The following is a 23,901-nucleotide window of genomic DNA, read 5'->3' as shown; positions in this document are numbered from 1 at the left end:
TGAACTAAACTGTCATGCGGAAATACTTTTACGTATGGGAGCCCAATAAAATTAATCTGAAGAATATTTCATGTGGTGTAACTATTTTGACAACATCATCCACTTTACATTAGTTTTCTGAAGGATTCAAGTGAATTGTATGAATCCCATACACAATTCACAATTTAAAACGTTTCCATTCCTTTTAATAAGCTCAACAAAAAAACGTAGCCAAAAAGCTACGTTTTTCTTTCATCGTTTCGGTGTATTTTTATGATTCTTCAAAAACGGAAGCGGGAATTGCTTACGGAAATGCTCTTTAATCATATACTCTACACCGTTTTCGCTATTTGAACGTGTAATCCAATCTGCTGCTTGCTTTAATTCTACAGGCGAGTTCCCCATCGCTACCCCAAGTCCCACGTTTTCAATAACCTCTAAATCTTCCATACTATCTCCAATCGCAACCATTTCATTTAGCGAAATATTTAAATGCTCTCCAAGCAATTGTAGTCCACGTAATTTTGATACATTTTGCGGTAAAATTTCTATTCGTTTTGAATCACATTCAACATACTCTACATCTTGGAACGCTTTTCTTAATGTGTTCAGTCCTCTTTCTTTTTCACCTTTACTTTGGAAAATAACATCAATTTTTGGCGCTGCTACCGGATGGTCACGAAGCGCGTCACCTAACGAATCTACAAATTGAACTGGATAAAATAACGGATCTGCGCTTGATAATACAGTGCGCGCAATTAAGTTTGGTGTATTTCTCTCACGATTTCCTATCGAAAACCGTTCATGAGAAATGCGTACGTTACAATCAAAGTGCTCTAACACTTGCACAATGTTAAAAGTCTTCTCTTCAGATAATCTTCTTTGAACGTACGGCTTATCTAACGTTGCTGAAACGAAAGCACCACCATGTGTCACTAATATAGAATCTAATTTTAACGCCTTTGCTACTTTATGAGCGGATTGAAAATTACGACTCGTAAATAACGTAACGTATACATCTTTTCTTTTCACAAATTCAATTGTTTCTCTTAATCCTTTTGCAATTTTTCCATTGTTGTATAGTAGTGTCCCATCTATATTAAGAGCTAGTAAGCGATAAATCATGTCGCACTCCCCCTCTTCGCTGTTGTACTCTATCCATAATTTATGAAATAAATGTAGCAAATAGAACGAGTTAGAATTACTACTGAAAATTTGGTTTACTATATACATATACACTTAGCAAAGGAGATAGTACAATGCAGGCACCTCCTTCTTTTTATGAAGGCGATACGTTAGAAGTCGCAAAAAAATTACTCGGGCAAAAACTTGTTCATATTGTAGACGGAATAAAGCGAAGCGGAATCATTGTAGAAGTAGAAGCATATAAAGGCCCAGATGATAAGGCCGCACATAGTTACGGAGGCAGACGGACAGATCGCACAGAAGTTATGTTTGGTGCACCAGGGCATGCTTACGTATATTTAATTTACGGTATGTATCATTGCTTTAACGTTATTACAGCGCCAGTAGGCACCCCGCAAGGTGTTCTCATTCGAGCCCTTGAGCCAGTAGATGGAATAGAAGAAATAAAACTAGCGCGCTACAATAAGACCGAAATTACAAAAGCGCAATATAAAAACTTAACAAACGGTCCTGGCAAACTATGCCGTGCACTCGGAATTACTTTAAAAGAACGCGGCGTATCGTTACAAAATGATACGTTACATATTGAATTAGTTCCAAAAGAAGAACACATATCATCACAATATAAAATAACAGCAGGACCTCGTATTAATATCGACTATGCAGAAGAAGCTGTACATTATCCGTGGCGTTTTTATTATGAGGGGCATCCGTTTGTTTCAAAGAAATAAGCGATATCAACGATTTTTCGAATATATCTATCGTAACTTACAATATATCAACGGTTCGACAAGAAATATCGATTTATCGACAAATAATAACATTACGAATAAAAGAAGACTGTTCCAAAATGGAACAGTCTTTCCCTCTTACTCTGCACCTTCCGCAGTTGCAATATTAGCCTCTAAATTTTCTCTTGATAATGCAGCCGCCATAAAATCAGCTGTTTCTGGAAGTGCTAAATGCATATGAGCTTTTTGACAAATTTGGATCGTACAGTTTTCTATAACATAGTCGAAAACATGTCCGCCCCCGCTTCTTTCATCATCAATGTAATGTAAGTGGAATCCAGCTACCCCAATACCTTGTGCGTAATCTGGTGTCCAAAATCCAGCAAGCGTACCTTCTGTATTTTCAAATGAAAAGATTGGTTGTGATTTCGTCACTTCAACGAGCGGTGTATACGGTTTTTCTTGTCTTGGAACAGTTCTCGTCCTTACTTCACGAAACGTACCGTCCATTCGAATACCGTAAAACAAGTTTTTACTTGGCATTAATTCATGTAATAACGCTTCAACTTCTTCACGATTCATCGGACGCTCTACCGTATAACTCATTTCTTTTTCAAAAAACGTTACAGTCGCAAATGGCGTTGTTTCTTCTGGCTCTACTTTTTCCGCTGAACCGTCTGAACGTAAATGATAAAATTCATTATCAAATGCAATCATTTCACCATCTAATTGATCAAATGTGCCGATGCCGAAATCACCATGTTTTTTCAAATCTTCAAAGCTAATTACACCATCATATATACCATCTAATAGCGCAAGCATTGTAGATGTTTGATATACTTCATTACTCGTTTTCGTTTTTTTCGCATCAATATCAATTAATTGCGCAACAGTCATCTCAAATCTGCCTCCATTAGTTTAATTGGTTTGGTAATAATTTTTCGCTTAATTTAATGTTGTCACGATAGTCAATTGGAATATCAATAATGACAGGACCATCTGCTGCTAGCGCGGATTTTAACACACCTTCTAATTCATCAGGCGTGTTAACACGAAGACCTAACGCCCCGAAACTTTCTGCATATTTCACAAGATCAACATCGCCAAACTCTGTAGCTGATGTTCTGCCGTATTTCATCATTTGTTGGAATGCAACCATATCATATGTGCCGTCTCTCCAAACAAGATGGACGATTGGAGAATTTAAACGTACCGCCGTTTCTAACTCCATCGCTGAGAATAAGAAACCACCGTCACCTGATACGGAAACTACTTTTTTACCTGGTTCTACTAAAGTAGCTGCGATTGCCCAAGGAAGTGCAACACCTAACGTTTGCATGCCGTTACTAAATAATAATCTACGTGGTTCATAAGAACGGAAACATCTCGCCATCCAAATAGAATGGGAACCGATGTCACATGTAACGGTTGTATCGTCACTAATTAAAGAACGAAGTGTACGAATCACTTGAAGTGGATGCGTAACACCTTCTGAAGGACGATTTGGAACTTCTGCTTGTTCTGATAATTTTGCGCGTAATCGTTCTAATACCGCTTCTGATTTCGTACTTAATACAAGTTTCGGTAATTTCTCCGCGATGCTATTTACCGTTAAGGCAATATCACCAATTAATTCACGCTCTGGTTGGTAATCATGGTCGATATCTGCTTGATGGTCGTCAAGATGAATAATCGTTCTGTCGCCAAGTTTATTCCAGAACTTTGGATCATACTCGATTGGATCATAACCGATAGAAATCACAAGGTCTGCTTCTTCTAGTAAAATATCACCTGGTTGGTTACGGAATAATCCAACGCGGCCGAAGAAATGATCTTCTAACTCACGTGAAATCGCACCAGCTGCTTGATATGTTTCAACGACAGGAAGTTCTGTATCCGCAATTAATTTACGAACAGCTTTCGTCACTTCATTTGTGCTCGCTCTCATACCGAGTAAAATAACTGGTAATTTCGCTGATTTTATTTTGTCTACTACATATGTAATATCATTTGTGGGAGCGATTCCAAGTTGTGGCTTAGAAAGCGCACCGATAGACTCTACAGTTGTTTCCGCAGTCATAACGTCTTGCGGAAGACTTACTAAAGTAGCTCCCGGATTTGTGGAAGTCGCACTTCGAAATGCATTTGATAATGCTTCTGGCACATTATCAGGATGCTCTACTTCTACGCTATATTTTGTGATTGGTTCGAATAGTGCAGCATTATCCATAGATTGATGTGTACGTTTTAATCGATCCGTACGCGGTACTGCACCAGCTAAAGCAACAACGGGATCACTCTCCGCATTCGCAGTAACAAGACCTGTCGCTAAATTTGATGTCCCTGGTCCTGAAGTTACAAGACATACGCCCGGTTTCCCTGTTAATCTACCAATAGCAGCTGCCATAAATGCTGCATTTTGTTCATGACGACAAACGATTAACTCTGGTCCTCTTTCTTGCAATACATCAAATACAGAGTCAATCTTTGCTCCTGGAATACCGAAAACATGTGTAACACCTTGTTTAATTAAACAATCAACAACAAGATCTGCTCCTTTTGTTTTTGTCTTCACGTCGTTTACTTTTACACCTGTACTCAAACTAATCATTCCTTTGTTTCATAATTTGTGTAATAAAGATTTTTAATTTCACCTAGTTAATTAATGTGGTGAAGTATCATTTATCATTATATTACAAATGCATTATTTTTCCAACAATATGAATTCGATATTATTTTGACAAGATTTAAAGAATGCGCTTACAACCTTTTGTTTATCTTAAAATAACATTTTTATATCTCTTCTAAAAATGTACAAAAATACTTCCACCTATTCACATTATTAACAAATTTATAGTACCTTGCAAAGAATAATAGCAAGTGATATATTTGTAAATAACGGAATAACCATTATTTGGAATCTTTTTTTATAATTTATATATACCCTTCAAAAGGTAGATATAGATTGTGCTGTTTAGAAAGAAGATAAGATTCTCAACTGTAATTCATCATTCTATAAAGGAAAGTGATTGTTATGAACAAAAATGAATTTTTGGAACAACTTAGTTCCTCTCTGCAGAATATGCCTAATTTAGAAAAGGAGGATATTATCTCGGAGTACGAAACTCATTTTATTAGTGGTAAACAAGATGGAATATCTGAAGAGGAAATTTCTAAAAAGCTAGGAAACCCTAAAACTATCGCTAAAGAACTTAATATTTCATATGTAATCAGTAAAGCTGACAAGAAACGCAGCCTAAAAAACATTATGACAGCACTGTTTTCTGTTATGAGCTTAAGTCTTTTAAACTTTATATGTATCATTATCGCCTTTTTCGTATTACTCTTTCTATTACCGCTTCTTCTAGCACTTATAATTGCTACACCGTTATTAATTATTTCACCTATATTATTAATAGGGTTAGGATTCTTTAAAGGGTTTCATCAAATCAGTTATTCCGATGTTTACAATGTATTCATAGCCTTTTGCATCGGCTTACTAATATCAGTCATATGTTATCAAATAATAAAACATCTATACGTAGCTTTAGTTAAATATTTGAAATGGAATGTAGCTATTTTGCAACGACACTAATGCAAAAGGAGATTAAGATGAAAAATTATATTTTATACCCACTCATGTTACTTACAATGTTATTTCTATCAGCTTGTTCAAACAGTGTACAGCCTAAGGAAAAAAATGATGTACAATCTATCAAAGATGTTGCTATTAAAGTTCCAGAAAATATATTTAGTTCCTCAAAGAAAAATGAAAATATTAGTGAAGACGAAATGAAACAAAATATAAAAAATTATATAGATTATAGTTGGGAGTTAGCTGAAAATATAATTCCTCTCGCTTCAGCAAATTCTGATAAGAATTTCACTGAATCTGACAGAGAAAAATTACAAAAACTAATAGAGTTAGCGAAGCAAAATGATGCAAACTTTCATAATTTTATTAGTAACAATACAATCCCTGATGATTACAAAAAGCCTTCAAAAGAAATATATGAATTTATTTCATCGTCTACAGCACTTTCAGTAGAACTAGATCAAGAGTTAGACAAACTCGCCCAAGATGGTAACTTATTCAAGGCGAATTTTTCTTTTACGAAACGCCTTGAGAAAATAAATGGGAGGAAACAAAAAGAGATTGAAAAGTTTTTGAACGAAAAAAATATTAAAACTTCAATTAACAGCAATAAAAAAATTTAACCGATGTGTTACATATCCCTTTCAAAATAATCAATAAGAAATGGCTATTTTGAAAGGGAGTTTTTGTGATATAACTATTAAATTCCCTAAACAAAAAAGACGCTCCTAAACTAGGAGCGTCTTCCACTATTACGCTTGTTGTTGCGCGCTATATAATTCTTCAAGTGGCTTCATGATAATTTTGTTAACGTCACCGATTACAACGTTTAGGCGTTGCTCAGTTTCCATTAATTTTGTAATTTTAGCATCTTGTTGAATACGAGCTACAACTTCTTGTGCTTGTTGGTTGTCTTCTTCAGTGATTTCTTGGCCTTGCATCATTTTCTGTTGTAGGCTAAGTTGCATTGTACGGAACTCATCGAATAAGTTCTTTGAAGCTGTGTCAGCTTGAACTGCTGCGTAGCTCTCTTTTAAAGTTTTGAAGTCTTCGTTTTCAGCGATTGCTTTTTGTAATTCATATGCAACATCATGAATGTTCTTTGTCATTTTATTTTTCCTCCTTTAGAAGGCTAGCGCTTTTCACTCGCACTGCCTTTTACGTGCATTTACATACGCACCTCTTCTTACCATATCAAACTATGCAAGAGATGTGAAGAAATTTCACTTTTATTTCTATGTACTCACCTTATTATCTAAGAAACAATAGTAACAATCCTTGTACGAGCCCGATCATTCCGCCTAATAACGCTCCTAAATACGTAATCATTTTCAATTCGTTTTTCGTAATAGACAGAACTAAGTCTTCTAATCTTTCTGTTGAGAATGTAGACACTTCTTGCTGGACAATTTCCGCAAGGTGTAGATTATTTAGTATACTCTCTACATTTTCTGTTCCCCACTTTAAGCCTTTCGCTACTGCACTTGGAACCACTTTTTCAATAATTGTTTCTCGAACTGGTTCACATACTTGCTGAACAGATTGATTTAAAAACTTACTCACTGTTTCCTCTACTTTAACTGCTGACAGCACGGAGCTTACAATCATTTCTTTCTCCACAAATGCTTCTAATTCTTTTACATCTCTTCCTTTTAACTTTTCCCACTCTTTTTGTAGTACGTCAGTTAAAAGCTGCTTTGTAGCATCTTGCCCTAAAAACTTAATAACTTCTGGCTGCACACGATCCACAACACTTACATTTCCTAAAAACATCCCAACTAAGTTAAGTAGCGTTCCACGAGAAGCAAAGAAATCATCAATCATTTTTGAAAGACGCGCTTTCCCTTCTTCACTTTCAAAAAAGCTAATTCCTCGCTCTAAAATAAACGCCGAGGCATTCGGAATCGCATTCTCTATCTTTTCATGTACAGAATGAGGTAAAGCCTGTTCCCATGTATATGTATAATACTCTGCTAAAAATGCATGAATTTTTTCTGTAATCACATATTCGATTTTTCGAGTCGCTTCTTCTTCTACATGCGCTACATTCCATTTTTCTAACATATATCGCAGTGATTGTTCATTCGTAATTACTTTATCCACTTCCACTTGCGCCCAGTGGATTAAACCTTTTTGAAACTCTTCATTTGTTAGCTTTTTTCCGATTCCTTCTGGTGTTAACAAATGTTCTACAACCATTTTTCCTAATTGAACAGCAAGTTCATCACGACGCTTCGGAATTAACCCTGGTGTAAATGGAACTTGAAACTTTCCGATATAAATAGGACGATGAGGACGAAATAACATTTTTATCGCTAAATGATTCGTGTATCCCCCAATAATTGCTCCGAGTCCTGTCGTCGTTAACATATTTAACCATATATTCATTACAATCAACCTTTCACTTCTCCAAAACTATAGCATATCATTATACGGACAAAAGTATAATGGTATAAAAACGTATTTGCAATATATAGCTTCGCCTATTATGCAAATAGTAGTAAAGGAGTGATTTCGTTGGTTCTCGGCCTTTTAGCTTCTAAACTTCATTATGAGCAAACGTATTACACCGAAATCGCTAAACGCGCTCGGCTTTATCATAATGTCGTTGCCCAGTTTACGCCATTTTGTATTGATTCTAAAACAGACCTTGTTTCTGGTCTTATTTACGATACAGATACAGGAAAATGGAAAGAGCAAACATTCCCTATTCCTTCTTATATATATGATCGTTATTCTTTTCACGAGGAAACAGACTTTGAAAAAGCAAAATCAATTATTCACTCTTTGCACAAACGTCCTTCCACTACCTTTTTAAATAACACACTTATTAACTTAAGTGAACTACATGATTTATTTCTCACTAATAAAAAACTGTCTCCTTATATACCCAAATTTGAAGTGGCAACGATACAAAACATTTTCAAACTGTTGTTAAAAACTAAAGATATTATTATACGCCCCACTAATATACATTCTAAAGATAACTTATATCGAGTCGCTTACAAAAATAAAACGTTTCATATCGATACAGTAAATGAAAAATACCATACTTCTCTTCCAATCAAGCGGACAGATGAATTTATATCTTGGTGTAAATCTAACATACGTTCATCACGCTACATAGTGCATACCATGCTACAACCACCAAATCAATTAACATACCCACTCCACATTCGAACCATTTTGCAAAAAAACAAAGAACAAACTTGGAATATTATCGGTCAATTTATACAAAAAAGTTCATTTCCTAATCAACTTTTACCCTCAGCAACAGACGATGATTCATTGCATTCATTTTCAAAAATTAAATACGTACTATCTAGTACAGGTGTGCAACTATTGCAAGACGCTTTACACGACATTATAAATGAAGTATTCCAAACACTAGATCAGTCTTATTCTTCATTATTCGAACTAGAACTTTCCACAATTATGGATCAAAAAGGCGCAATTTGGCTTATGTATGTCAACACGATTCCTCCTTACGAACAATACATTCGTCATAGTGATTCATTAGCTGAAAAGATATTTCACGGACCACTTAAATTCAGTCGCTTTACACCATAATGAAAGGAGGTAAACCTATTTTGAAAGAGCATATATATACATTAAATATTTCAGATGACCATCCAAATAGCATTACTTTACCTTACGTTTTTTCTATTACACCGCCTATTACATCTCTCTCCTTCGGCATACGTCATATTGCAAGTGAAGAGGTGAAAATTCATTATTCCTTTACTCGCGAAATTATTATCGGAAAGCATATTGCCGAAAAACTTTTACTGCCTCAATCAACTACTATTCATGCATTTACACAAAACCAAACAATTATTTTCGGACCATTAATCGGCATTTTTACAACTGGTTTTAATGATGATTCTTCTAACCCTTTAGGAAATCGTTCAATTGCTCTGAGTGAGTTGTTAACACCACCATTCTCATTACGACCGTTCGTATTCGTCTTTGGCGTTCAACATATACACTGGGAAGAAGAAACGATTGAAGGATATTTCTTTCAAGAGAAACAATGGATAAAGAAAAAAGTCCCTTTACCAAATGTCATTTACGATCGCTTACCGAATCGGCAAGCGGAAAATTATAAACCAATTGTCAGGGCAAAAAGAAAATTAGAACAAGACTACTGCATTCCATGGTTTAACCCAGGTTTTTTCAATAAATGGGAAGTTCATCAACTTCTTACGAAAGACGAATCAATTAAACCCTTATTACCAAATACAGAAGCATTTCAGCATTTTGAACAAGTAGAACGGTTTCTTGGCACGTATAAATCAGTGTACATGAAACCAATACACGGGAGCTTTGGTAGAAATATTCATCAAATATTTTATTCTCAAACAGAGAATTGCTACTACTGTCGTTATCGCGAAAATGAAGAAAATAAACTGAGAAAGTATCAATCATTAGAAACGCTTCTAAACCATGTATTAAAAGGACATGATTTAAAAAAGTTTATCGTACAGCAAGGTATTTCGTTACTTCGCTTCGATGGGCAACCTGTTGATTTCCGCATTCATACAAATAAAAACCATTTCGGTAATTGGATAGTTAGTGCAATCGTCGCCAAAATCGCCGGCAAAGGCAGTTTAACAACGCACGTAAATAGTGGCGGTGATACAAAATTATTACAAGAGCTTTTTCCAGATTCAACGAAACAAGTTCAAATTGAAAATAAATTAAAACATACTGCCTTACAAATAAGTTACGCGCTCGATGAACAAGTAACTGGAAATATTGGAGAAATCGGTTTTGATATCGGTTTAGACACAAAGGAAAATCCGTGGCTCTTTGAAGCCAACTCTAAACCTGGGCGAACTGTATTCCAAGATAAAAAATTAAAAGAGCAAAGTGAACTGACGCGCCAGTTATTTTACGAATATGCCGTCTACTTAACTGAACATTCTTTACGTGATACAAAAGAAAAAATGTCTCAAATAAAATCAGGGGTTTCATCAAACACCGAACATATCCCTTCTCCTATGATTCACTCACAAATACAAAAACAAAAACTTCCACCTAGATAATAAGGTGGAAGTTTTCTATTTACACAAGTTTTACTACAACCTCTGTTTCCACGTTACATACTCTGCAATAAAAAATATGATTGCAATATTCATTTGAATTATTATGCGTTAAACCATCTACTGCACTTAATAATTCTTGATCCATATAGGCACTATAATCGTCTATATAATCTACAGACTTCCCATAATCTTGGAGTATACTTTGGCAATTTTGACAAGAATATGTTTGTGATTCTAATGCGTTACAAAGCGGGCAAATTCCCATCATGATTCCTCCATACGTTATCGTTTAAAGCCTCTCTTTTTTAGAGTGAAGAGAGCAACCTATCCAGACATAGGAGCGCCCACTCCATCCCTACTTAAAAATAGAACTATGAAGTTGCTACCGATTTCATTTTCATTTCAATAAATCATAAATAAGAAGCTAATAATTAGCCTACAAGTAGCAGGCTACAATGAAAAAATTATATTTAATATCCTCCTTAGTTTGGCCTGTTTTCTTAAAAATACAACGATTACTCTTATTTCATAATTTACGAAATCAATACGTTTTTTTGACAAAATTTACAAATTATTATTTTGTATATCTTTCTAGGTAACATCCATACTATGAGTACAAACTTAATTACCGATGGATTAGCGCCAACCGGGGCGATAATCTGGTTCAACTCCAGCTAGTCCAACCAAAAAAACTTTTATAACTCTAAGGAGGATATATTCCTATGGCAAACCAAAATTCTTCAAATCAATTAGTAGTACCAGGTGCAACAGCTGCAATCGATCAAATGAAGTACGAAATCGCTCAAGAATTTGGTGTACAATTAGGAGCAGATTCTACGGCTCGCGCTAACGGTTCAGTTGGTGGAGAAATCACAAAACGTCTAGTTGCAATGGCTGAGCAAAGCCTTGGCGGATTCCACAAATAAATATATATGGCAAAAAGGTCTCAAGGCATATGCCTTGAGACCTTCCTTAATTTATTGCAACATTTGTAAAAACTTCTTCGTGCGTTCTTCTTTTGGATTTGTAAATACTTCTTCTGGTGTACCTTGTTCGACAACGACACCACCATCCATGAAAATAACACGGTTCGCAATTTGATGTGCAAAACGCATTTCGTGCGTTACAATAACCATCGTCATGCCCTCTTTAGCAAGTTCTTTCATTACTTTCAGAACTTCTTGAACGAGTTCAGGATCAAGCGCTGACGTCGGCTCATCAAATAGTAACACTTCCGGCTCCATCGCAAGTGCGCGCGCAATTCCAACGCGCTGTTGTTGTCCGCCTGATAATTGGAACGGATACAAATCCACTTTATCTGCTAAACCAACTTTTTCAAGGAAATAGTTTGCTTTTTTCTTCGCTTCTTCTTTCCCCATCTTTTTCACTGTAACGAGCCCTTCCATTACATTTTGAAGTGCTGTTAAATGCGGGAATAAATTATGGTGCTGGAATACCATACCTGTTTGCGTACGAAGATTAACAATATCTTTCTTCGTTACTTTTTGAGAGAAGTTAAGCTCTTTATTACCGATACGAATATTACCAGCGTTTGGCGTTTCTAATACATTGAGACAACGTAAGAATGTCGTTTTACCAGATCCAGACGGCCCAATAATAACAACAACCTCGCCCTTCTCAACTGTTAAATCTATATGCTTTAGTACGGTATTATCTCCGAAACTTTTTTGTAAGTGCTGAATTGAAATCATAAAAACAAAAACTCCTTTTGTAAAAGGATTATTTTAATGTGTAGCGTTCTGAACGCTTTTCTAACATCTGTTGTACGATTGATAATAAGAAACAAATAACCCAATAAATAAGACCTGCTTCAAAATAAACAATTAAAAACTCGTAGTTCATCGCCGCAATTTCCTGCGCTTTTCGGAACATTTCTGTTACTAAAATTAACGATGCTAATGAAGTATCCTTCACTAAGCTAATAAATGTATTCGAAAGCGGCGGGATTGATACGCGCGTTGCTTGTGGTAAAATAACACGTTTTAATGCTTGTGGATATGTCATCCCAATTGTATAAGCTGCTTCCCACTGCCCTTTCGGAATGGAAAGGATAGAAGCACGAATAATTTCAGATGCATATGCACCGACATTTAATGAAAATCCAACAACTGCTGCTGTATATGGCTCAACTTCAATATTAAGAGTTGGAAGACCATAGAAAATAATAAATAACTGTACAAGAAGTGGCGTTCCGCGAATGATAGATACATAGATACGAGCAATCCATTGTAAAATACGACTACCTGAAATACGTGCGAGCGCTGTTAACGTCGCAAGTATAAGACCGATAATAAATGTAATAAGCGTTAATGGAATTGTTGTAAAAACAGCTTCCTTCAGCATAGGCATGAAGGAAGACTGCATAATATCTATCCAAGTAGACAATCGATCTGAAACTAATGCACTACTTAGATACATTTTCACCGAACCATTTTTTCGTTATTTTGTCATACGTACCGTCTTTTTTCATATCTTCTAACGCTTTATCTACTTCTTGTACAAGCTTATCGCTACCTTTACGGAATAAGAATCCACTTTGTGAAGCTTCTTTTTCTGTATCTACAATTTTAATTTTTGCATCTTTTTTCGTTTCTAAATAATTTAATACTGATAACTTATCATTAATTGTAAAATCAACGCGTCCTGAAGCTAATAATTCTGCCGCTTGGCTAAATCCTTCTACTCCAATAATTTCCGCACCGTTTTTCTTAGCAATATCTGCATAGTTACTCGTTAAAGATTGTGCTCCTTTTAAACCTTTTACATCAGCAAATGTAGCAGGCTTATCTTTATCTTTTGCAATAACTAATGCCGCTGAAGATGAAATGTATGGTTTAGAGAAATCGTATTTCTTTTGACGATCTTCACGAATACCAACTTCGTTTGCAACCATATCGAAACGTTTTGCATCTAAACCAGCAAGTAAGCTATCCCATTGTGTTTCTTTAAATACAGGTTTTACACCTAAACGTTTTGCAACTTCTTCTGATAGTTCAACGTCAAATCCAGTTAATTTATTGCTTGAATCATGGAATGTGAACGGTGCGTATGTACCTTCTGTTCCAATTACAAGTTCACCGCTTTGTTTTATCTTTTGTAACGCGTCTTGACTAGCTGTATCTTTTTTCTCTTCTTTACCGCAGCCGGCTACAATCCCGATCGCTAATGTAGTTACTGCAAGCACTGAAAATAATTTCTTCATGATAGTAATCCTCCAAGTATTCTGATAGGAATTTAAAAACTATATTGATTGTATGCAATCTTGAACAATTTTTCAATGAAAATGTTCTTATTTAGTTTATCCTTTTTCTTCATAATCAAACAAAAGGGAAAAATAATGCTACATACAAAAAATAAGTAACATTTTTTAATATAGCATTTATGGAGAAAAAGGTAAAACAATACTTCTTATTTAACTGTCGTAATTCGCTAAAGAGTCGACATGTTCATCAATAAAAAAGAACTTGTGAAAATCACAAGTTCTCCTCCATGCATATTAAGCACTCTGATTGCCTTCCATTTGCGTTTTATACATATCGTAATAACGCCCGCGCTTTTTCATGAGTTCATCATGAGACCCTTTTTCTAAAATCGTCCCTCTATCGAGCACAATAATTTGATCTGCGCTTTTAATCGTTGAAAGGCGGTGAGCGATAATAAATGTCGTTCTTCCTTTTTTTACAACTTCTAGTGCTTGTTGAATCATCGCCTCTGTTTCTGTATCAATACTAGACGTTGCTTCATCTAAAATTAAGATAGCTGGATCAAAAGCGAGTGCTCTAGCAAACGAAATAAGCTGACGTTCTCCAGTGGAAAGCGTACTTCCCTTTTCTGTAATTTCTTCATTTATATTGTTTGCAAATCTTTCAGCACCAACATCATGCAATGCTTTTATAATACGCTCTTTTGAAATTTTTTCGTTTTCTAAGCTTACATTGGAAGCGACCGTCCCGCTAAAAAGAAACGGGTCTTGCAGTACGATTCCCATATGTTCACGGGTTGCTTGTTTCGGCATCTCTTTTACATCGTGACCATCAATCGTAAGCTTTCCTTTTTCAAACTCATAAAATTGAAAGAGTACATTCATGATAGAACTTTTTCCTGATCCAGTATGACCGACAAGTGCCACTGTCTCACCTTGTTTCGCTTCAAAAGAAATATTTTTTAACACTTCATCTTTTCCATTATAAGAAAATGATACATTATCAAATTTTACATTTCCTTTTAAACGAGGCATACGTTCTTCTTCTACCGGTTCCCCTTTTTCCTCTAACAATTCAAAGACACGTTCTGATGCAACGCGCGCTTGCTCTAAGTTTGCAAGCTGGTTCACCATATTCGTAATTGGCGAGAATAATCGTGTTAAATAATCGACGAATGCATACAGTACCCCAAGTGAAATAATACCTGTAGCACTTAATGAAGCGCCACCGAAATACCAAATCACACCTGTGAAAGCGATATTTCTTAATACGGATACTAAATTATGAGAAGTTGCTGCATTTAAATTCAAAATTTTATTTTGATACTTAAAATAATCGCCATTTAATTCTTCAAATTCTTTTTTCGTTTCACGCTCTTGACGGAACGCTTGAATAATTGGCATCCCTTGAATGGATTCATTCACTGTTCCGTTAATATCAGATAAACGAGAGCGCATTTTATGATTGTATACAGACGCGTATTTTCTATAAAGAATCGCCCAAACAATTAAAATTGGGATAATTAATAAACATAATGAAGCGAGCTTCACATCTAATAAAAATAACGCAGCGAATATCCCAATAATATAGATGATACTAGAAACGAATGTTGCCAGCACCGTTACATATAAATCACGAATGGCCTCTGTATCATTCGTCACGCGCGAAACAATTTTCCCCGCCGGTAAATGATCAAAGTACCGAATTGGCAACGTTTGAATATGAGAAAAAACATCTTCCCTCATAATTTGAATAATTTTGTTCGCTGCCTTTTGCAAGAAGAACTGCTTTCCGTATGCAAATAATGACACGACTACTAATAAAGCGAAATAGCCACCACCAAGTAATAATAGACGGTTTATTTCTGGCTTATAAAATGCAAATACTTCTTCCTTTGTTAATGCTTTCGCTTTATAAACTTGCACCGCCTTACCATTTTGAACGGTAATCATATCCCCTTTTACAGTCCGTGACCCTTCCGCATTTACTTTATTCGGTACAAAATAATATTGAAAACCGACTTGCATCACACGTACTTCTTTACCTTTTGTCTCGCCTTGTTCAAAGCGATCACTTCGCTTATAAAAAGCGCCATTATACGAAACAGCTTCTTCACTCTGTTCTGTTTCATACCAAGGTTTCTCTATCCCGACGATATGATCATCAATCATCGTTTTAGCAACGAAAGGACCAGCAAGCTCTGCGATGACGAAAATAAATAACATTAACATCGCAGCAAAAATCGTCCCTTTCACTTTCATCGCGTATTGAAACAATCGTTTTGAAACGCTCATATTTTCACCCCACTATCCGCACTTTCACTTTCACCTTGTTGTCTTTCAAACTGTTCAGCATACCAGCCTCCGCTCTGGATAAGCTGATCATGCGTACCTTCTTCTATAACTGCACCTTCATCCATAACGAGAATCCAATCCGCATGTTGCACTGCAGATAAACGATGCGTCGTAATAATCGTCGTCTTTCCGCTTCTTTCCGTTCTTATATTTTCAATGATCGCTGCTTCCGTACGAGCATCTACAGCTGATAAAGAATCATCCAAAATTAAAATTTCTGGATTTTGAATAACAGCTCGTGCAATCGAGATCCTTTGTTTTTGCCCTCCTGATAAAGAAACACCTTTCTCTCCAACGAGCGTTTCTAACCCTTCTGGTAAAAACTCTAAATCCTTTTTAAACGCAGCAATTTCAATTGCTTTCTCTAGTTCTTCTTCAGTCGCTTCCCTATTTCCGAATAAAATATTTTCTCGCGCTGTTTTTGAGAACAAAATATGCTCCTGCGGTACATAACCAATCCAGCCGAGTACATTTTCATTCGTCATTTTATCTAATGTCACATCAGAAACTGCAATATCTCCATCTCCAAGCGGATATTGGCGAAGAAGCTGACGTACAAGCGTCGTTTTCCCGCTTCCTGTTTTTCCGACAACCCCTAGCGTTTCTCCTTGCTTTAATGTGAAAGAAACCTTTTTTAAATTTTCTTCAGTTGATGAAGGATATGAGAAAGACACATCATCAAACTGAATATAATCCGGCTCTTGCACAAGCTTTGGATGTTTCGGATTCTTTACATCTGGCTCATACGCTAACGTTTCATTCACACGGTCAAGCGAAGCATTTCCTCTTTGCATAACATTAATTAGTTCCCCAATTGCAAACATCGGCCAAATCATCATCCCTAAATACACGTTAAAAGAAACGAGTTCACCAAGCGTCACCTTTGACTGGAACACAAGGTATGCACCGTACACTAAGCCGATTAAATAACTAAGACCGACAAGCATTTTCACAGTTGGTTGGAATAATGCATCAATCTTTGCTACCTTCATATTTTTTTCGTAGACGTCATCTCCTAAATGATGAAATCTTTCCTCGTCTGCATTCTCTTGTACATATGCACGAATAACACGCACACCAGCGATTGATTCAAGCACTTTATCGTTCATATCACCAAACGCATCTTGCGCAACGGTAAATCTTTCATGCAATTTCTTTCCATATATATTCATCGCATACGCCATAATTGGAAGCGGAATAAGCGCTGCAAATGTAAGCTCCCAACTAATTGTAAATCCCATCATAAAGACAATCGTAAGCATATATAAACTAGAATCCACAAGCGTTAATATACCAAAACCAGCTGTCATAGCGATTGCTTTCAAATCATTTGTCGCTCTCGCCATTAAATCACCAGTACGATTTTTTTGATAAAAAGTCGGCGTCATCTTAAGTAAATGCCCCATAAATTTAGAGCGCATCGTTTTCTCAAGTACGAATGCACCGCCAAACAATTGATGTTGCCATACGAAAGTGAGGCCATATCCAACGATCGTAACCCCTATTAAAATAAGAATAGACTGTATAATAGCTTCGTTCGATAACGTTCCTGTTTTTATATTATCTATCGTAACCCCTAACACTTTCGGGGGAATCACTTCAACTATATTCACAATTAAAAGAGCTCCAATGGCAATACTATATCTCTTCCAGTGCTCCCTAAAAAACCATTTTAGCTTTAGTAATACTGATAACAATGTAACCTCTCCCTTCTCGTTCTCGTTTACCTCTCATTTCTTTATCCACTATCCAGACCTATCACATTTACATTTCGTAACCCATACAATCTCATCACATTTTTCCACCTTCCAAAGTTTTTTATCGGAACTAAACAAGGGAAAATAAACAAAAAAAAGCATACCGCCGCTTGACGATATGCACAGGAATGCATAAAAGCGTACGTTACGATATACGCAACGTACGCTTCTTATAAGACAAAGATGCCCTATATATCCGTACGGGTTGCGTAATGATATGAATGTTTTCTGCCATTTAACAGAGCTAAGCCCATTACATTTACGATTACAATCATTACGCACACCCCTTTCATTTATTTTCCATTTATAATCTTACAACTTTATTGAGTATTCTGTCAATTATTTTTTCACACTTTAAATAAAAATATATGATACACCATTTTGAAATAAGGGAATGTTCTGTAAGAAAGGGCATACAAAATAAAAAAAGAATAAGAAATCGTTTTCACAAACATTTCATTTGAAAAATGTTATCAAACCCCCTACAATCACCTTATACTCACTCTTACAAGTTGCTATTTTAGGAGGACTAATCATGACAACTAGCAATACGTACAAATTTTATTTAAACGGAGAATGGAGAGAAAGCTCTTCAGGAGAAACAATCGAAATTCCATCTCCATACTTACACGAAGTAATTGGACAAGTACAAGCAATTACTCGCGGAGAAGTAGATGAAGCAATTGCATCTGCAAAAGAAGCTCAAAAATCATGGGCCGAAGCTTCCCTACAGGATCGCGCAAAATACTTATATAAATGGGCTGATGAGCTCGTAAATATGCAGGATGAAATTGCCGATATCATTATGAAAGAAGTCGGTAAAGGATATAAAGATGCGAAGAAAGAAGTTGTTCGTACAGCTGACTTCATTCGTTACACGATCGAAGAAGCTTTACATATGCACGGAGAAAGCATGATGGGCGATAGCTTCCCGGGCGGTACAACATCTAAGCTTGCGATTATCCAACGCGCACCACTTGGTGTTGTATTAGCAATCGCACCATTTAACTACCCAGTAAACTTATCTGCTGCAAAACTTGCACCAGCATTAATTATGGGTAACGCTGTTATTTTCAAACCAGCAACTCAAGGTGCAATTAGTGGTATTAAAATGGTTGAAGCACTTCATAAAGCTGGCCTTCCAAAAGGTCTTGTAAACGTAGCTACAGGACGCGGTTCTGTAATTGGTGACTACTTAGTAGAGCACGAAGGCATCAATATGGTATCGTTCACAGGTGGTACAAACACAGGTAAACATTTAGCGAAAAAAGCTTCAATGATTCCACTTGTATTAGAACTTGGTGGTAAAGATCCTGGTATCGTTCGTGAAGATGCTGACTTACAAGATGCTGCAAACCATATCGTAAGCGGTGCATTCTCTTACTCTGGTCAACGTTGTACAGCTATTAAACGTGTACTTGTACACGAAAACGTAGCGGACGAGCTTGTTAGCTTATTAAAAGCGCAAGTAGCTGAACTATCAGTTGGATCTCCAGAACAAGATAGCACAATCGTTCCATTAATCGACGACAAGTCTGCTGACTTCGTTCAAGGTTTAGTTGACGACGCTGTAGAAAAAGGTGCTACAATCGTTATCGGTAACAAACGTGAGCGTAACTTAATTTACCCAACATTAATCGATCACGTAACAGAAGAGATGAAAGTTGCTTGGGAAGAGCCATTCGGCCCAATCCTTCCAATCATCCGTGTTTCTTCAGATGAACAAGCAATTGAAATTGCTAACAAATCAGAGTTCGGTCTGCAAGCAAGTGTCTTCACTAAAGACATTAACAAAGCATTTGCAATTGCTAACAAAATCGAAACTGGTTCTGTACAAATTAACGGACGCACAGAGCGCGGCCCTGACCACTTCCCATTCATCGGTGTAAAAGGTTCAGGTATGGGCGCACAAGGTATTCGTAAGAGCCTTGAGTCTATGACACGTGAAAAAGTAACTGTATTAAACTTAGTTTAATCTTATAAAAAGAAGCTGATCTATTTTTAGATCAGCTTCTTTTCTATATAAATACTTCCGAAAAACGGAGTATTTCGTTCTACTTCCGATTTGATTTTCCAAATCGAACTAAAACATGCCATAATAATTTTAATTCCTGAAGCACTTCTTCATAAGTTCCACGATCACTCCAAGATAATGGATTGCGTTTCAAATCCACTACAGCAGAGCCAATTATATTTGCATCGATGCAATGATTCCGTGCAATACGTCTTGCTAAAGATGGCATTTTTGAACCTCTAAAATCCATCGGAACTTCGTCTACCGCAAGTACAAAACCGATGTGCCAATACAAATCAATCGCATACTTCAGGCAAATTTCTTCTAAAACTCTTCCTACATCCGTACCCTTAAATGAAGGATCTGCAACAAGCACCTCCACGTCTTCTTTAAGAGAAATCTCTCCATGAATCTGCGCTTCAATATAATGATTAAGATTACGGGCTGGCTCTTTGCTTACTACATCTATAAACGGCCTTTTCAGGTTAGCCAGTAAATGATTAATTAATATTGTTGGAGTCAAATTTCCTTCACCAATTGCAAAATCTCTTACAAATGTCTCTTCCAAAAGAGCAGCTAAAATCATATCAAACTCCTCATAAGTCCCCTTTTCTTTCGGATCTTGATGCGAATCTAAATACGTATATGTAGAGCGCGAAGAAACTTTTGGAGATAAGAGAAAATAACAGGAACCAAAACGCGGAGCCGGCCCATCTGGATGTAACATTAAATTTAGCGCTCCATATTTTGGCCGTTGATTATTTGTTACGCCTTCTAATTGATATGCTCCTCCAAATATTCTTTTTTCCCAAAGGTCACGTTCACCACCAGGGTAAGCAGATACGCTTCCATTAGATAGCAATGTTTCAAACTGACTTTTATATACTCCTTGCTCAAACAGTGCTTCAGCAACACTTTTCATATTCGAATCTAGTCTGTCTGGATGAAAGTGTAAAGCAATCCTTGCATGAGATTTTAAATTAGCGACAGCTTCTTCAAATATTTCATCTGTAATATTAGACATTTTAAGTATATGATTAATCGTTGCTTTAGCCCCACGTTTTTCGTTCTCTGCATATTTTGAAATATACTCTAAAGCAAATAATTGAGATCTTAATAATTCCATAATCCAATCTCCCCTTTAATTGAACTGCCCTTAAACACTTCAATTAAAAGCTTATTCTTTCCTTCTTATGAAACGAACCTCATTTATTAAAAAAGTAATTTACTAAATCTTAATTATGTATACACGCATTTTTCATAGGCAAATGTACACATTCTACAGAAATTTGATACCCTAGCCATCGCTCAGCGATATGTTCAAATGATAAAACAGATCCCGTTGTAAAAAAGCGATGCTTCGGATTCAGATTGTCAGACAAAATTCCTTTGTGCTGTAAAATGGTACTTAACTCTATCGCTGTTTCTTCTGCAGAACTAATAATCGTTATGTCTTCTCCTAGTTCCTTTTTTATATAGGACTCTAAAAGTGGATAATGCGTACATCCAAGAATTAACGTATCTATATCTTCTTTCGTTAATGGAAGTAAAGCTTGTTTCACTTGCTGCGTGACATATGCTGTATCTTCTAATTGATTTTCTACAACTGTGGCTAAAGTCGGGCAAGCATAGCTATGCACTTCCAAATATGTATCCAGCTCGTGTAATGCTTTTTCATACATATTAGATTTTATCGTACCTACAGTTCCAATTACCCCGATTTCCCCTTTCTTTGTAACTTTAATTGCCGCTCTTGCTCCTGGATGTATAACGCCAATAACTGGAATGGAAAGTGCTTCTTGCAGCGCATTCAATGCAGCAGCTGCAGCAGTATTACATGCTACGACTAGCGCTTTTAATGGAAACTGTTTGAGGAACTCAACCATTTCAAATACGAAAGATTGCACCTCCTCTACACTTCTTGGCCCATACGGACAACGCTTATTATCACCAATATAATAAATGCTTTCTTTAGGCAATTGTCTTATAATTTCGCTCGCAACTGTTAATCCTCCAACTCCCGAATCTAGCACACCTATTACTGAATGTTTATGACATACAGACATTTACTTCATCCCCTTTTCAATCATCTAGCGCTAATAACATGTATTATATTACGAAAATTCAAATATCACATAACAATCCCTCTTACTTTTAATCACAAACTCTTCTCTATAATCTGATTATTACTATATCCATTGACGTATAAAAATACATTTGTTACTCTTAAAGACGTTAATTTAATATTTAAATCCTCATTCGTATCTCGGTGAGGTAGAGGTTGCAATCATTAAGAGTATCATTTCAGGAGATGTAGTGGCATTGATGAAGGAATGAGAAAGGAATGGTTGCCGAAGTAAGTCGTGTCCACCATGCACGCTTGCTGGGTCTGCATTTAATAAGTGCAGAACTGTCACAAACGTTTCGTTTGTGGAGAGCTATCGAGAGGTATGTCGTGGGTTTCTTATAAGATAGAAAGCATGTAGCGGCAAATTACGTGCTTTTTTTGTTTTGTTTGGGACTTCTCTTCCTGACTCAGGAAGACATACATATCTCCTCGCTTGACTTGGTTATACTAACTTTGGAGGTATTTTCTATGCAACAAAAAAAATGGGGCTTTTGGGTACTAACAGCTTTCGTTGTCGGTAACATGGTTGGCGCTGGTATTTTCATGGTGCCAAGTACGTTGGCACAAACAGCAAGCCCACTCGGTGTCACTTTAGCTTGGTTAACTACAGGGTTTGGTGTTTTAATGCTAGCTCTTGTTTTCGGTAATTTAGCAATTCGTCGTCCTGATTTAACGACAGGGCCACAAAGTCATGCATATGCTTTATTCTCAACACCAAAAAAGAAAAAAATGGCTGGCTTCAGTATGGTATGGGGATATTGGGTTGCAAACTGGGCAAGTAACGTTGCCATCATTACATCATTTGCGGGATATTTATCACTCTTCTTCCCAATTATGAAAGATACGCGACTACTATTTTCAATCGGTTCGTTTAACGTAGAAGTCGGAAAACTAATTACATTTACGATTTGTTCCATCTTACTTTGGGGAACTCATATTATATTAACAAACGGTGTAAGCGGAGCTGGAAAACTAAACTTCTTAGCAACAACAACGAAAGTAACTGGATTCCTTTTATTCATCGTCGTTACGTTATTTGCATTCGAAGCTTCTAAATTTGGACAATGGTATACACCGATGATTGATAAATCAGGGGCATCACACGGTCTTCTTTCACAAGTGAATTTAGCTGCTCTTACAACACTTTGGGCGTTTATCGGAATTGAATCAGCTGTTCTTTTATCAAACCGTGCTGTTTCTCCAAAAACGGTAAAACGCGCAACAGTTGCGGGATTACTTATTACAGTTGCCATCTACTTAGGAATCACAATTTTAACAATGGGTGTACTTCATGTTGATAAATTACAAGCTTCTGAACGTCCATTAGCAGATGCACTAAACGCTGCAATGGGGCACGGCGGCGGGAAACTGATGGCATTACTTGCTCTTACTTCCCTGTTCGGTTCTATCTTAGGCTGGATTTTATTAAGCTCAGAAGTACCTTATCAAGCAGCAAAAGAAGGTTTCTTCCCTTCCTTCTTCACGAAAACAAATAAAAAAGGAAGTCCAATTTACTCATTACGATTAACAAACATTATGTCGCAAGTATTCCTATTCTCAACATTATCAGGAACCATTGCGGAAGCTTATACATTCGTTATTACCGTATCAACACTGGCCTACCTCATTCCATATCTCGTTTCACCAATCTTCCAGTTAAAACTAGTCGCAACTGGTGAAACATATAAAAATGAAATGCGGGCAAGAATTACAGATGGCATAGTCGCAGTTATCGCACTTTGCTACGCACTATGGGTTATTAAAACGGGCGCATCCGATATAAAAACGTTCCTTCTCGGAATTGGTTTATTCGTAATCGGATTTGCTTTCTATCCATTAATGAATCGTGATCAGAAAAAAAATAACGAAAAGAAAAACGGGCAAGTTGCATAACGCAATTTGCTCGTTTTTTCTTTTGTAAAACA

Annotated in this window: 21 protein-coding genes and 1 riboswitch; of the genes, 8 read left to right on the top strand and 13 right to left on the bottom strand. The window is 36.5% G+C overall.

The window, feature by feature from the left end; all coding sequences use genetic code 11:
- Positions 1-231: 231 nt before the first annotated feature.
- On the bottom strand, positions 232-1,104 hold the full coding sequence (locus ACZDYH_RS07275; RefSeq protein WP_000640415.1) for a Cof-type HAD-IIB family hydrolase: 873 nt from the start codon (positions 1,102-1,104) through the stop codon (positions 232-234).
- A 134-nt stretch (positions 1,105-1,238) separates the two neighbouring features.
- On the opposite strand from ACZDYH_RS07275, the gene ACZDYH_RS07270 reads away from it, so the two are divergent.
- The gene (locus ACZDYH_RS07270) at positions 1,239-1,856 is read left to right on the top strand and encodes a DNA-3-methyladenine glycosylase (protein ID WP_410988265.1); all 618 of its coding nucleotides are present in this window, start codon (positions 1,239-1,241) and stop codon (positions 1,854-1,856) included.
- A 138-nt stretch (positions 1,857-1,994) separates the two neighbouring features.
- On the opposite strand, the gene alsD is transcribed toward ACZDYH_RS07270, so the two are convergent.
- Positions 1,995-2,753: an alpha-acetolactate decarboxylase gene (gene alsD / locus ACZDYH_RS07265; RefSeq protein ID WP_078385749.1), complete on the bottom strand. Its 759-nt coding sequence runs from the start codon at positions 2,751-2,753 to the stop codon at positions 1,995-1,997.
- 16 nt (positions 2,754-2,769) lie between these two features.
- Positions 2,770-4,458 (bottom strand): acetolactate synthase AlsS, encoded by a 1,689-nt coding sequence (alsS, locus tag ACZDYH_RS07260; protein WP_434713574.1) that lies wholly within the window; start codon positions 4,456-4,458, stop codon positions 2,770-2,772.
- Positions 4,459-4,890: 432 nt separating this feature from the next.
- On the opposite strand from alsS, the gene ACZDYH_RS07255 reads away from it, so the two are divergent.
- The gene (locus tag ACZDYH_RS07255; protein WP_088362353.1) at positions 4,891-5,451 is read left to right on the top strand and encodes an HAAS signaling domain-containing protein; all 561 of its coding nucleotides are present in this window, start codon (positions 4,891-4,893) and stop codon (positions 5,449-5,451) included.
- A gap of 17 nt (positions 5,452-5,468) precedes the next feature.
- Entirely contained in the window at positions 5,469-6,074 is a 606-nt protein-coding gene (locus ACZDYH_RS07250) for an NDxxF motif lipoprotein (protein WP_088362354.1), read from the top strand.
- Between the two features lie 129 nt (positions 6,075-6,203).
- On the opposite strand, the gene ACZDYH_RS07245 is transcribed toward ACZDYH_RS07250, so the two are convergent.
- Positions 6,204-6,560: a YlbF/YmcA family competence regulator gene (locus ACZDYH_RS07245; protein ID WP_000164614.1), complete on the bottom strand. Its 357-nt coding sequence runs from the start codon at positions 6,558-6,560 to the stop codon at positions 6,204-6,206.
- Positions 6,561-6,702: 142 nt separating this feature from the next.
- The gene (locus ACZDYH_RS07240; RefSeq protein WP_025709955.1) at positions 6,703-7,839 is read right to left on the bottom strand and encodes a DUF445 domain-containing protein; all 1,137 of its coding nucleotides are present in this window, start codon (positions 7,837-7,839) and stop codon (positions 6,703-6,705) included.
- Positions 7,840-7,968: 129 nt separating this feature from the next.
- On the opposite strand from ACZDYH_RS07240, the gene ACZDYH_RS07235 reads away from it, so the two are divergent.
- The gene (locus ACZDYH_RS07235; RefSeq protein WP_033696621.1) at positions 7,969-9,021 is read left to right on the top strand and encodes a YheC/YheD family endospore coat-associated protein; all 1,053 of its coding nucleotides are present in this window, start codon (positions 7,969-7,971) and stop codon (positions 9,019-9,021) included.
- Between the two features lie 20 nt (positions 9,022-9,041).
- A complete protein-coding gene (locus ACZDYH_RS07230) occupies positions 9,042-10,499 on the top strand; it encodes a YheC/YheD family endospore coat-associated protein (protein ID WP_088362356.1) in 1,458 nt (485 codons plus the stop codon).
- A 19-nt stretch (positions 10,500-10,518) separates the two neighbouring features.
- On the opposite strand, the gene ACZDYH_RS07225 is transcribed toward ACZDYH_RS07230, so the two are convergent.
- A complete protein-coding gene (locus tag ACZDYH_RS07225; RefSeq protein WP_000510476.1) occupies positions 10,519-10,764 on the bottom strand; it encodes a hypothetical protein in 246 nt (81 codons plus the stop codon).
- 457 nt (positions 10,765-11,221) lie between these two features.
- Between ACZDYH_RS07225 and sasP the strand changes: the two genes are divergently transcribed.
- On the top strand, positions 11,222-11,425 hold the full coding sequence (gene sasP / locus ACZDYH_RS07220; protein ID WP_000013338.1) for a small acid-soluble spore protein, SasP family: 204 nt from the start codon (positions 11,222-11,224) through the stop codon (positions 11,423-11,425).
- Between the two features lie 51 nt (positions 11,426-11,476).
- Here the strand turns inward: sasP and ACZDYH_RS07215 are convergent, their stop codons facing one another.
- From ACZDYH_RS07215 to ACZDYH_RS07195, 5 genes are all read right to left on the bottom strand, one after another.
- A complete protein-coding gene (locus tag ACZDYH_RS07215) occupies positions 11,477-12,211 on the bottom strand; it encodes an amino acid ABC transporter ATP-binding protein (protein ID WP_000623610.1) in 735 nt (244 codons plus the stop codon).
- A gap of 28 nt (positions 12,212-12,239) precedes the next feature.
- Complete coding sequence (locus ACZDYH_RS07210) at positions 12,240-12,938, bottom strand: amino acid ABC transporter permease (RefSeq protein ID WP_000281497.1); 699 nt, start codon at positions 12,936-12,938, stop codon at positions 12,240-12,242.
- Positions 12,925-13,722: an amino acid ABC transporter substrate-binding protein gene (locus tag ACZDYH_RS07205; protein WP_033696624.1), complete on the bottom strand. Its 798-nt coding sequence runs from the start codon at positions 13,720-13,722 to the stop codon at positions 12,925-12,927. The genes ACZDYH_RS07210 and ACZDYH_RS07205 overlap by 14 nt, the downstream gene beginning before the upstream one ends.
- Before the next feature lie 294 nt (positions 13,723-14,016).
- Complete coding sequence (locus tag ACZDYH_RS07200) at positions 14,017-16,017, bottom strand: ABC transporter ATP-binding protein (protein ID WP_102956456.1); 2,001 nt, start codon at positions 16,015-16,017, stop codon at positions 14,017-14,019.
- Entirely contained in the window at positions 16,014-17,774 is a 1,761-nt protein-coding gene (locus ACZDYH_RS07195; protein WP_102956457.1) for an ABC transporter ATP-binding protein, read from the bottom strand. The genes ACZDYH_RS07200 and ACZDYH_RS07195 overlap by 4 nt, the downstream gene beginning before the upstream one ends.
- A gap of 595 nt (positions 17,775-18,369) precedes the next feature.
- Here ACZDYH_RS07195 and gapN point away from each other — a divergent pair.
- Positions 18,370-19,809: an NADP-dependent glyceraldehyde-3-phosphate dehydrogenase gene (gapN, locus tag ACZDYH_RS07190; RefSeq protein WP_474886012.1), complete on the top strand. Its 1,440-nt coding sequence runs from the start codon at positions 18,370-18,372 to the stop codon at positions 19,807-19,809.
- Positions 19,810-19,888: 79 nt separating this feature from the next.
- Here gapN and ACZDYH_RS07185 read toward each other — a convergent pair whose 3' ends face one another.
- Both ACZDYH_RS07185 and racE read right to left on the bottom strand, forming a co-directional pair.
- Positions 19,889-20,974, bottom strand: a complete 1,086-nt coding sequence (locus tag ACZDYH_RS07185) for a DUF3626 domain-containing protein (RefSeq protein ID WP_102956458.1) — start codon at positions 20,972-20,974, stop codon at positions 19,889-19,891.
- Positions 20,975-21,083: 109 nt separating this feature from the next.
- Positions 21,084-21,914, bottom strand: a complete 831-nt coding sequence (gene racE / locus ACZDYH_RS07180) for a glutamate racemase (RefSeq protein ID WP_000109669.1) — start codon at positions 21,912-21,914, stop codon at positions 21,084-21,086.
- A 201-nt stretch (positions 21,915-22,115) separates the two neighbouring features.
- A riboswitch (Lysine riboswitch) is annotated at positions 22,116-22,297 on the top strand.
- A 147-nt stretch (positions 22,298-22,444) separates the two neighbouring features.
- Here racE and ACZDYH_RS07175 point away from each other — a divergent pair.
- On the top strand, positions 22,445-23,869 hold the full coding sequence (locus ACZDYH_RS07175; protein WP_001186301.1) for an amino acid permease: 1,425 nt from the start codon (positions 22,445-22,447) through the stop codon (positions 23,867-23,869).
- Positions 23,870-23,901 lie beyond the last annotated feature (32 nt).

The sequence above is a fragment of the Bacillus sp. EB V-12 genome, from assembly GCF_056158125.1.
Note: the sequence above shows the minus strand (reverse complement) of the source record. Positions and strands in the feature narration are given on the sequence as shown.

Bases quoted from the DNA above. Each gene is read 5' to 3' on its own strand.
- ACZDYH_RS07255 (WP_088362353.1), top strand. From the start codon at position 4,891: ATGAACAAAAATGAATTTTTGGAACAACTTAGTTCCTCTCTGCAGAAT.
- ACZDYH_RS07200 (WP_102956456.1), bottom strand. From the start codon at position 16,017: ATGAGCGTTTCAAAACGATTGTTTCAATACGCGATGAAAGTGAAAGGG.
- sasP (WP_000013338.1), top strand. From the start codon at position 11,222: ATGGCAAACCAAAATTCTTCAAATCAATTAGTAGTACCAGGTGCAACA.
- ACZDYH_RS07205 (WP_033696624.1), bottom strand. From the start codon at position 13,722: ATGAAGAAATTATTTTCAGTGCTTGCAGTAACTACATTAGCGATCGGG.
- gapN (WP_474886012.1), top strand. From the start codon at position 18,370: ATGACAACTAGCAATACGTACAAATTTTATTTAAACGGAGAATGGAGA.
- ACZDYH_RS07215 (WP_000623610.1), bottom strand. From the start codon at position 12,211: ATGATTTCAATTCAGCACTTACAAAAAAGTTTCGGAGATAATACCGTA.
- ACZDYH_RS07240 (WP_025709955.1), bottom strand. From the start codon at position 7,839: ATGAATATATGGTTAAATATGTTAACGACGACAGGACTCGGAGCAATT.
- ACZDYH_RS07275 (WP_000640415.1), bottom strand. From the start codon at position 1,104: ATGATTTATCGCTTACTAGCTCTTAATATAGATGGGACACTACTATAC.
- alsD (WP_078385749.1), bottom strand. From the start codon at position 2,753: ATGACTGTTGCGCAATTAATTGATATTGATGCGAAAAAAACGAAAACG.
- ACZDYH_RS07175 (WP_001186301.1), top strand. From the start codon at position 22,445: ATGCAACAAAAAAAATGGGGCTTTTGGGTACTAACAGCTTTCGTTGTC.
- ACZDYH_RS07270 (WP_410988265.1), top strand. From the start codon at position 1,239: ATGCAGGCACCTCCTTCTTTTTATGAAGGCGATACGTTAGAAGTCGCA.
- ACZDYH_RS07225 (WP_000510476.1), bottom strand. From the start codon at position 10,764: ATGGGAATTTGCCCGCTTTGTAACGCATTAGAATCACAAACATATTCT.
- ACZDYH_RS07210 (WP_000281497.1), bottom strand. From the start codon at position 12,938: ATGTATCTAAGTAGTGCATTAGTTTCAGATCGATTGTCTACTTGGATA.
- ACZDYH_RS07245 (WP_000164614.1), bottom strand. From the start codon at position 6,560: ATGACAAAGAACATTCATGATGTTGCATATGAATTACAAAAAGCAATC.
- racE (WP_000109669.1), bottom strand. From the start codon at position 21,914: ATGTCTGTATGTCATAAACATTCAGTAATAGGTGTGCTAGATTCGGGA.
- ACZDYH_RS07185 (WP_102956458.1), bottom strand. From the start codon at position 20,974: ATGGAATTATTAAGATCTCAATTATTTGCTTTAGAGTATATTTCAAAA.
- ACZDYH_RS07250 (WP_088362354.1), top strand. From the start codon at position 5,469: ATGAAAAATTATATTTTATACCCACTCATGTTACTTACAATGTTATTT.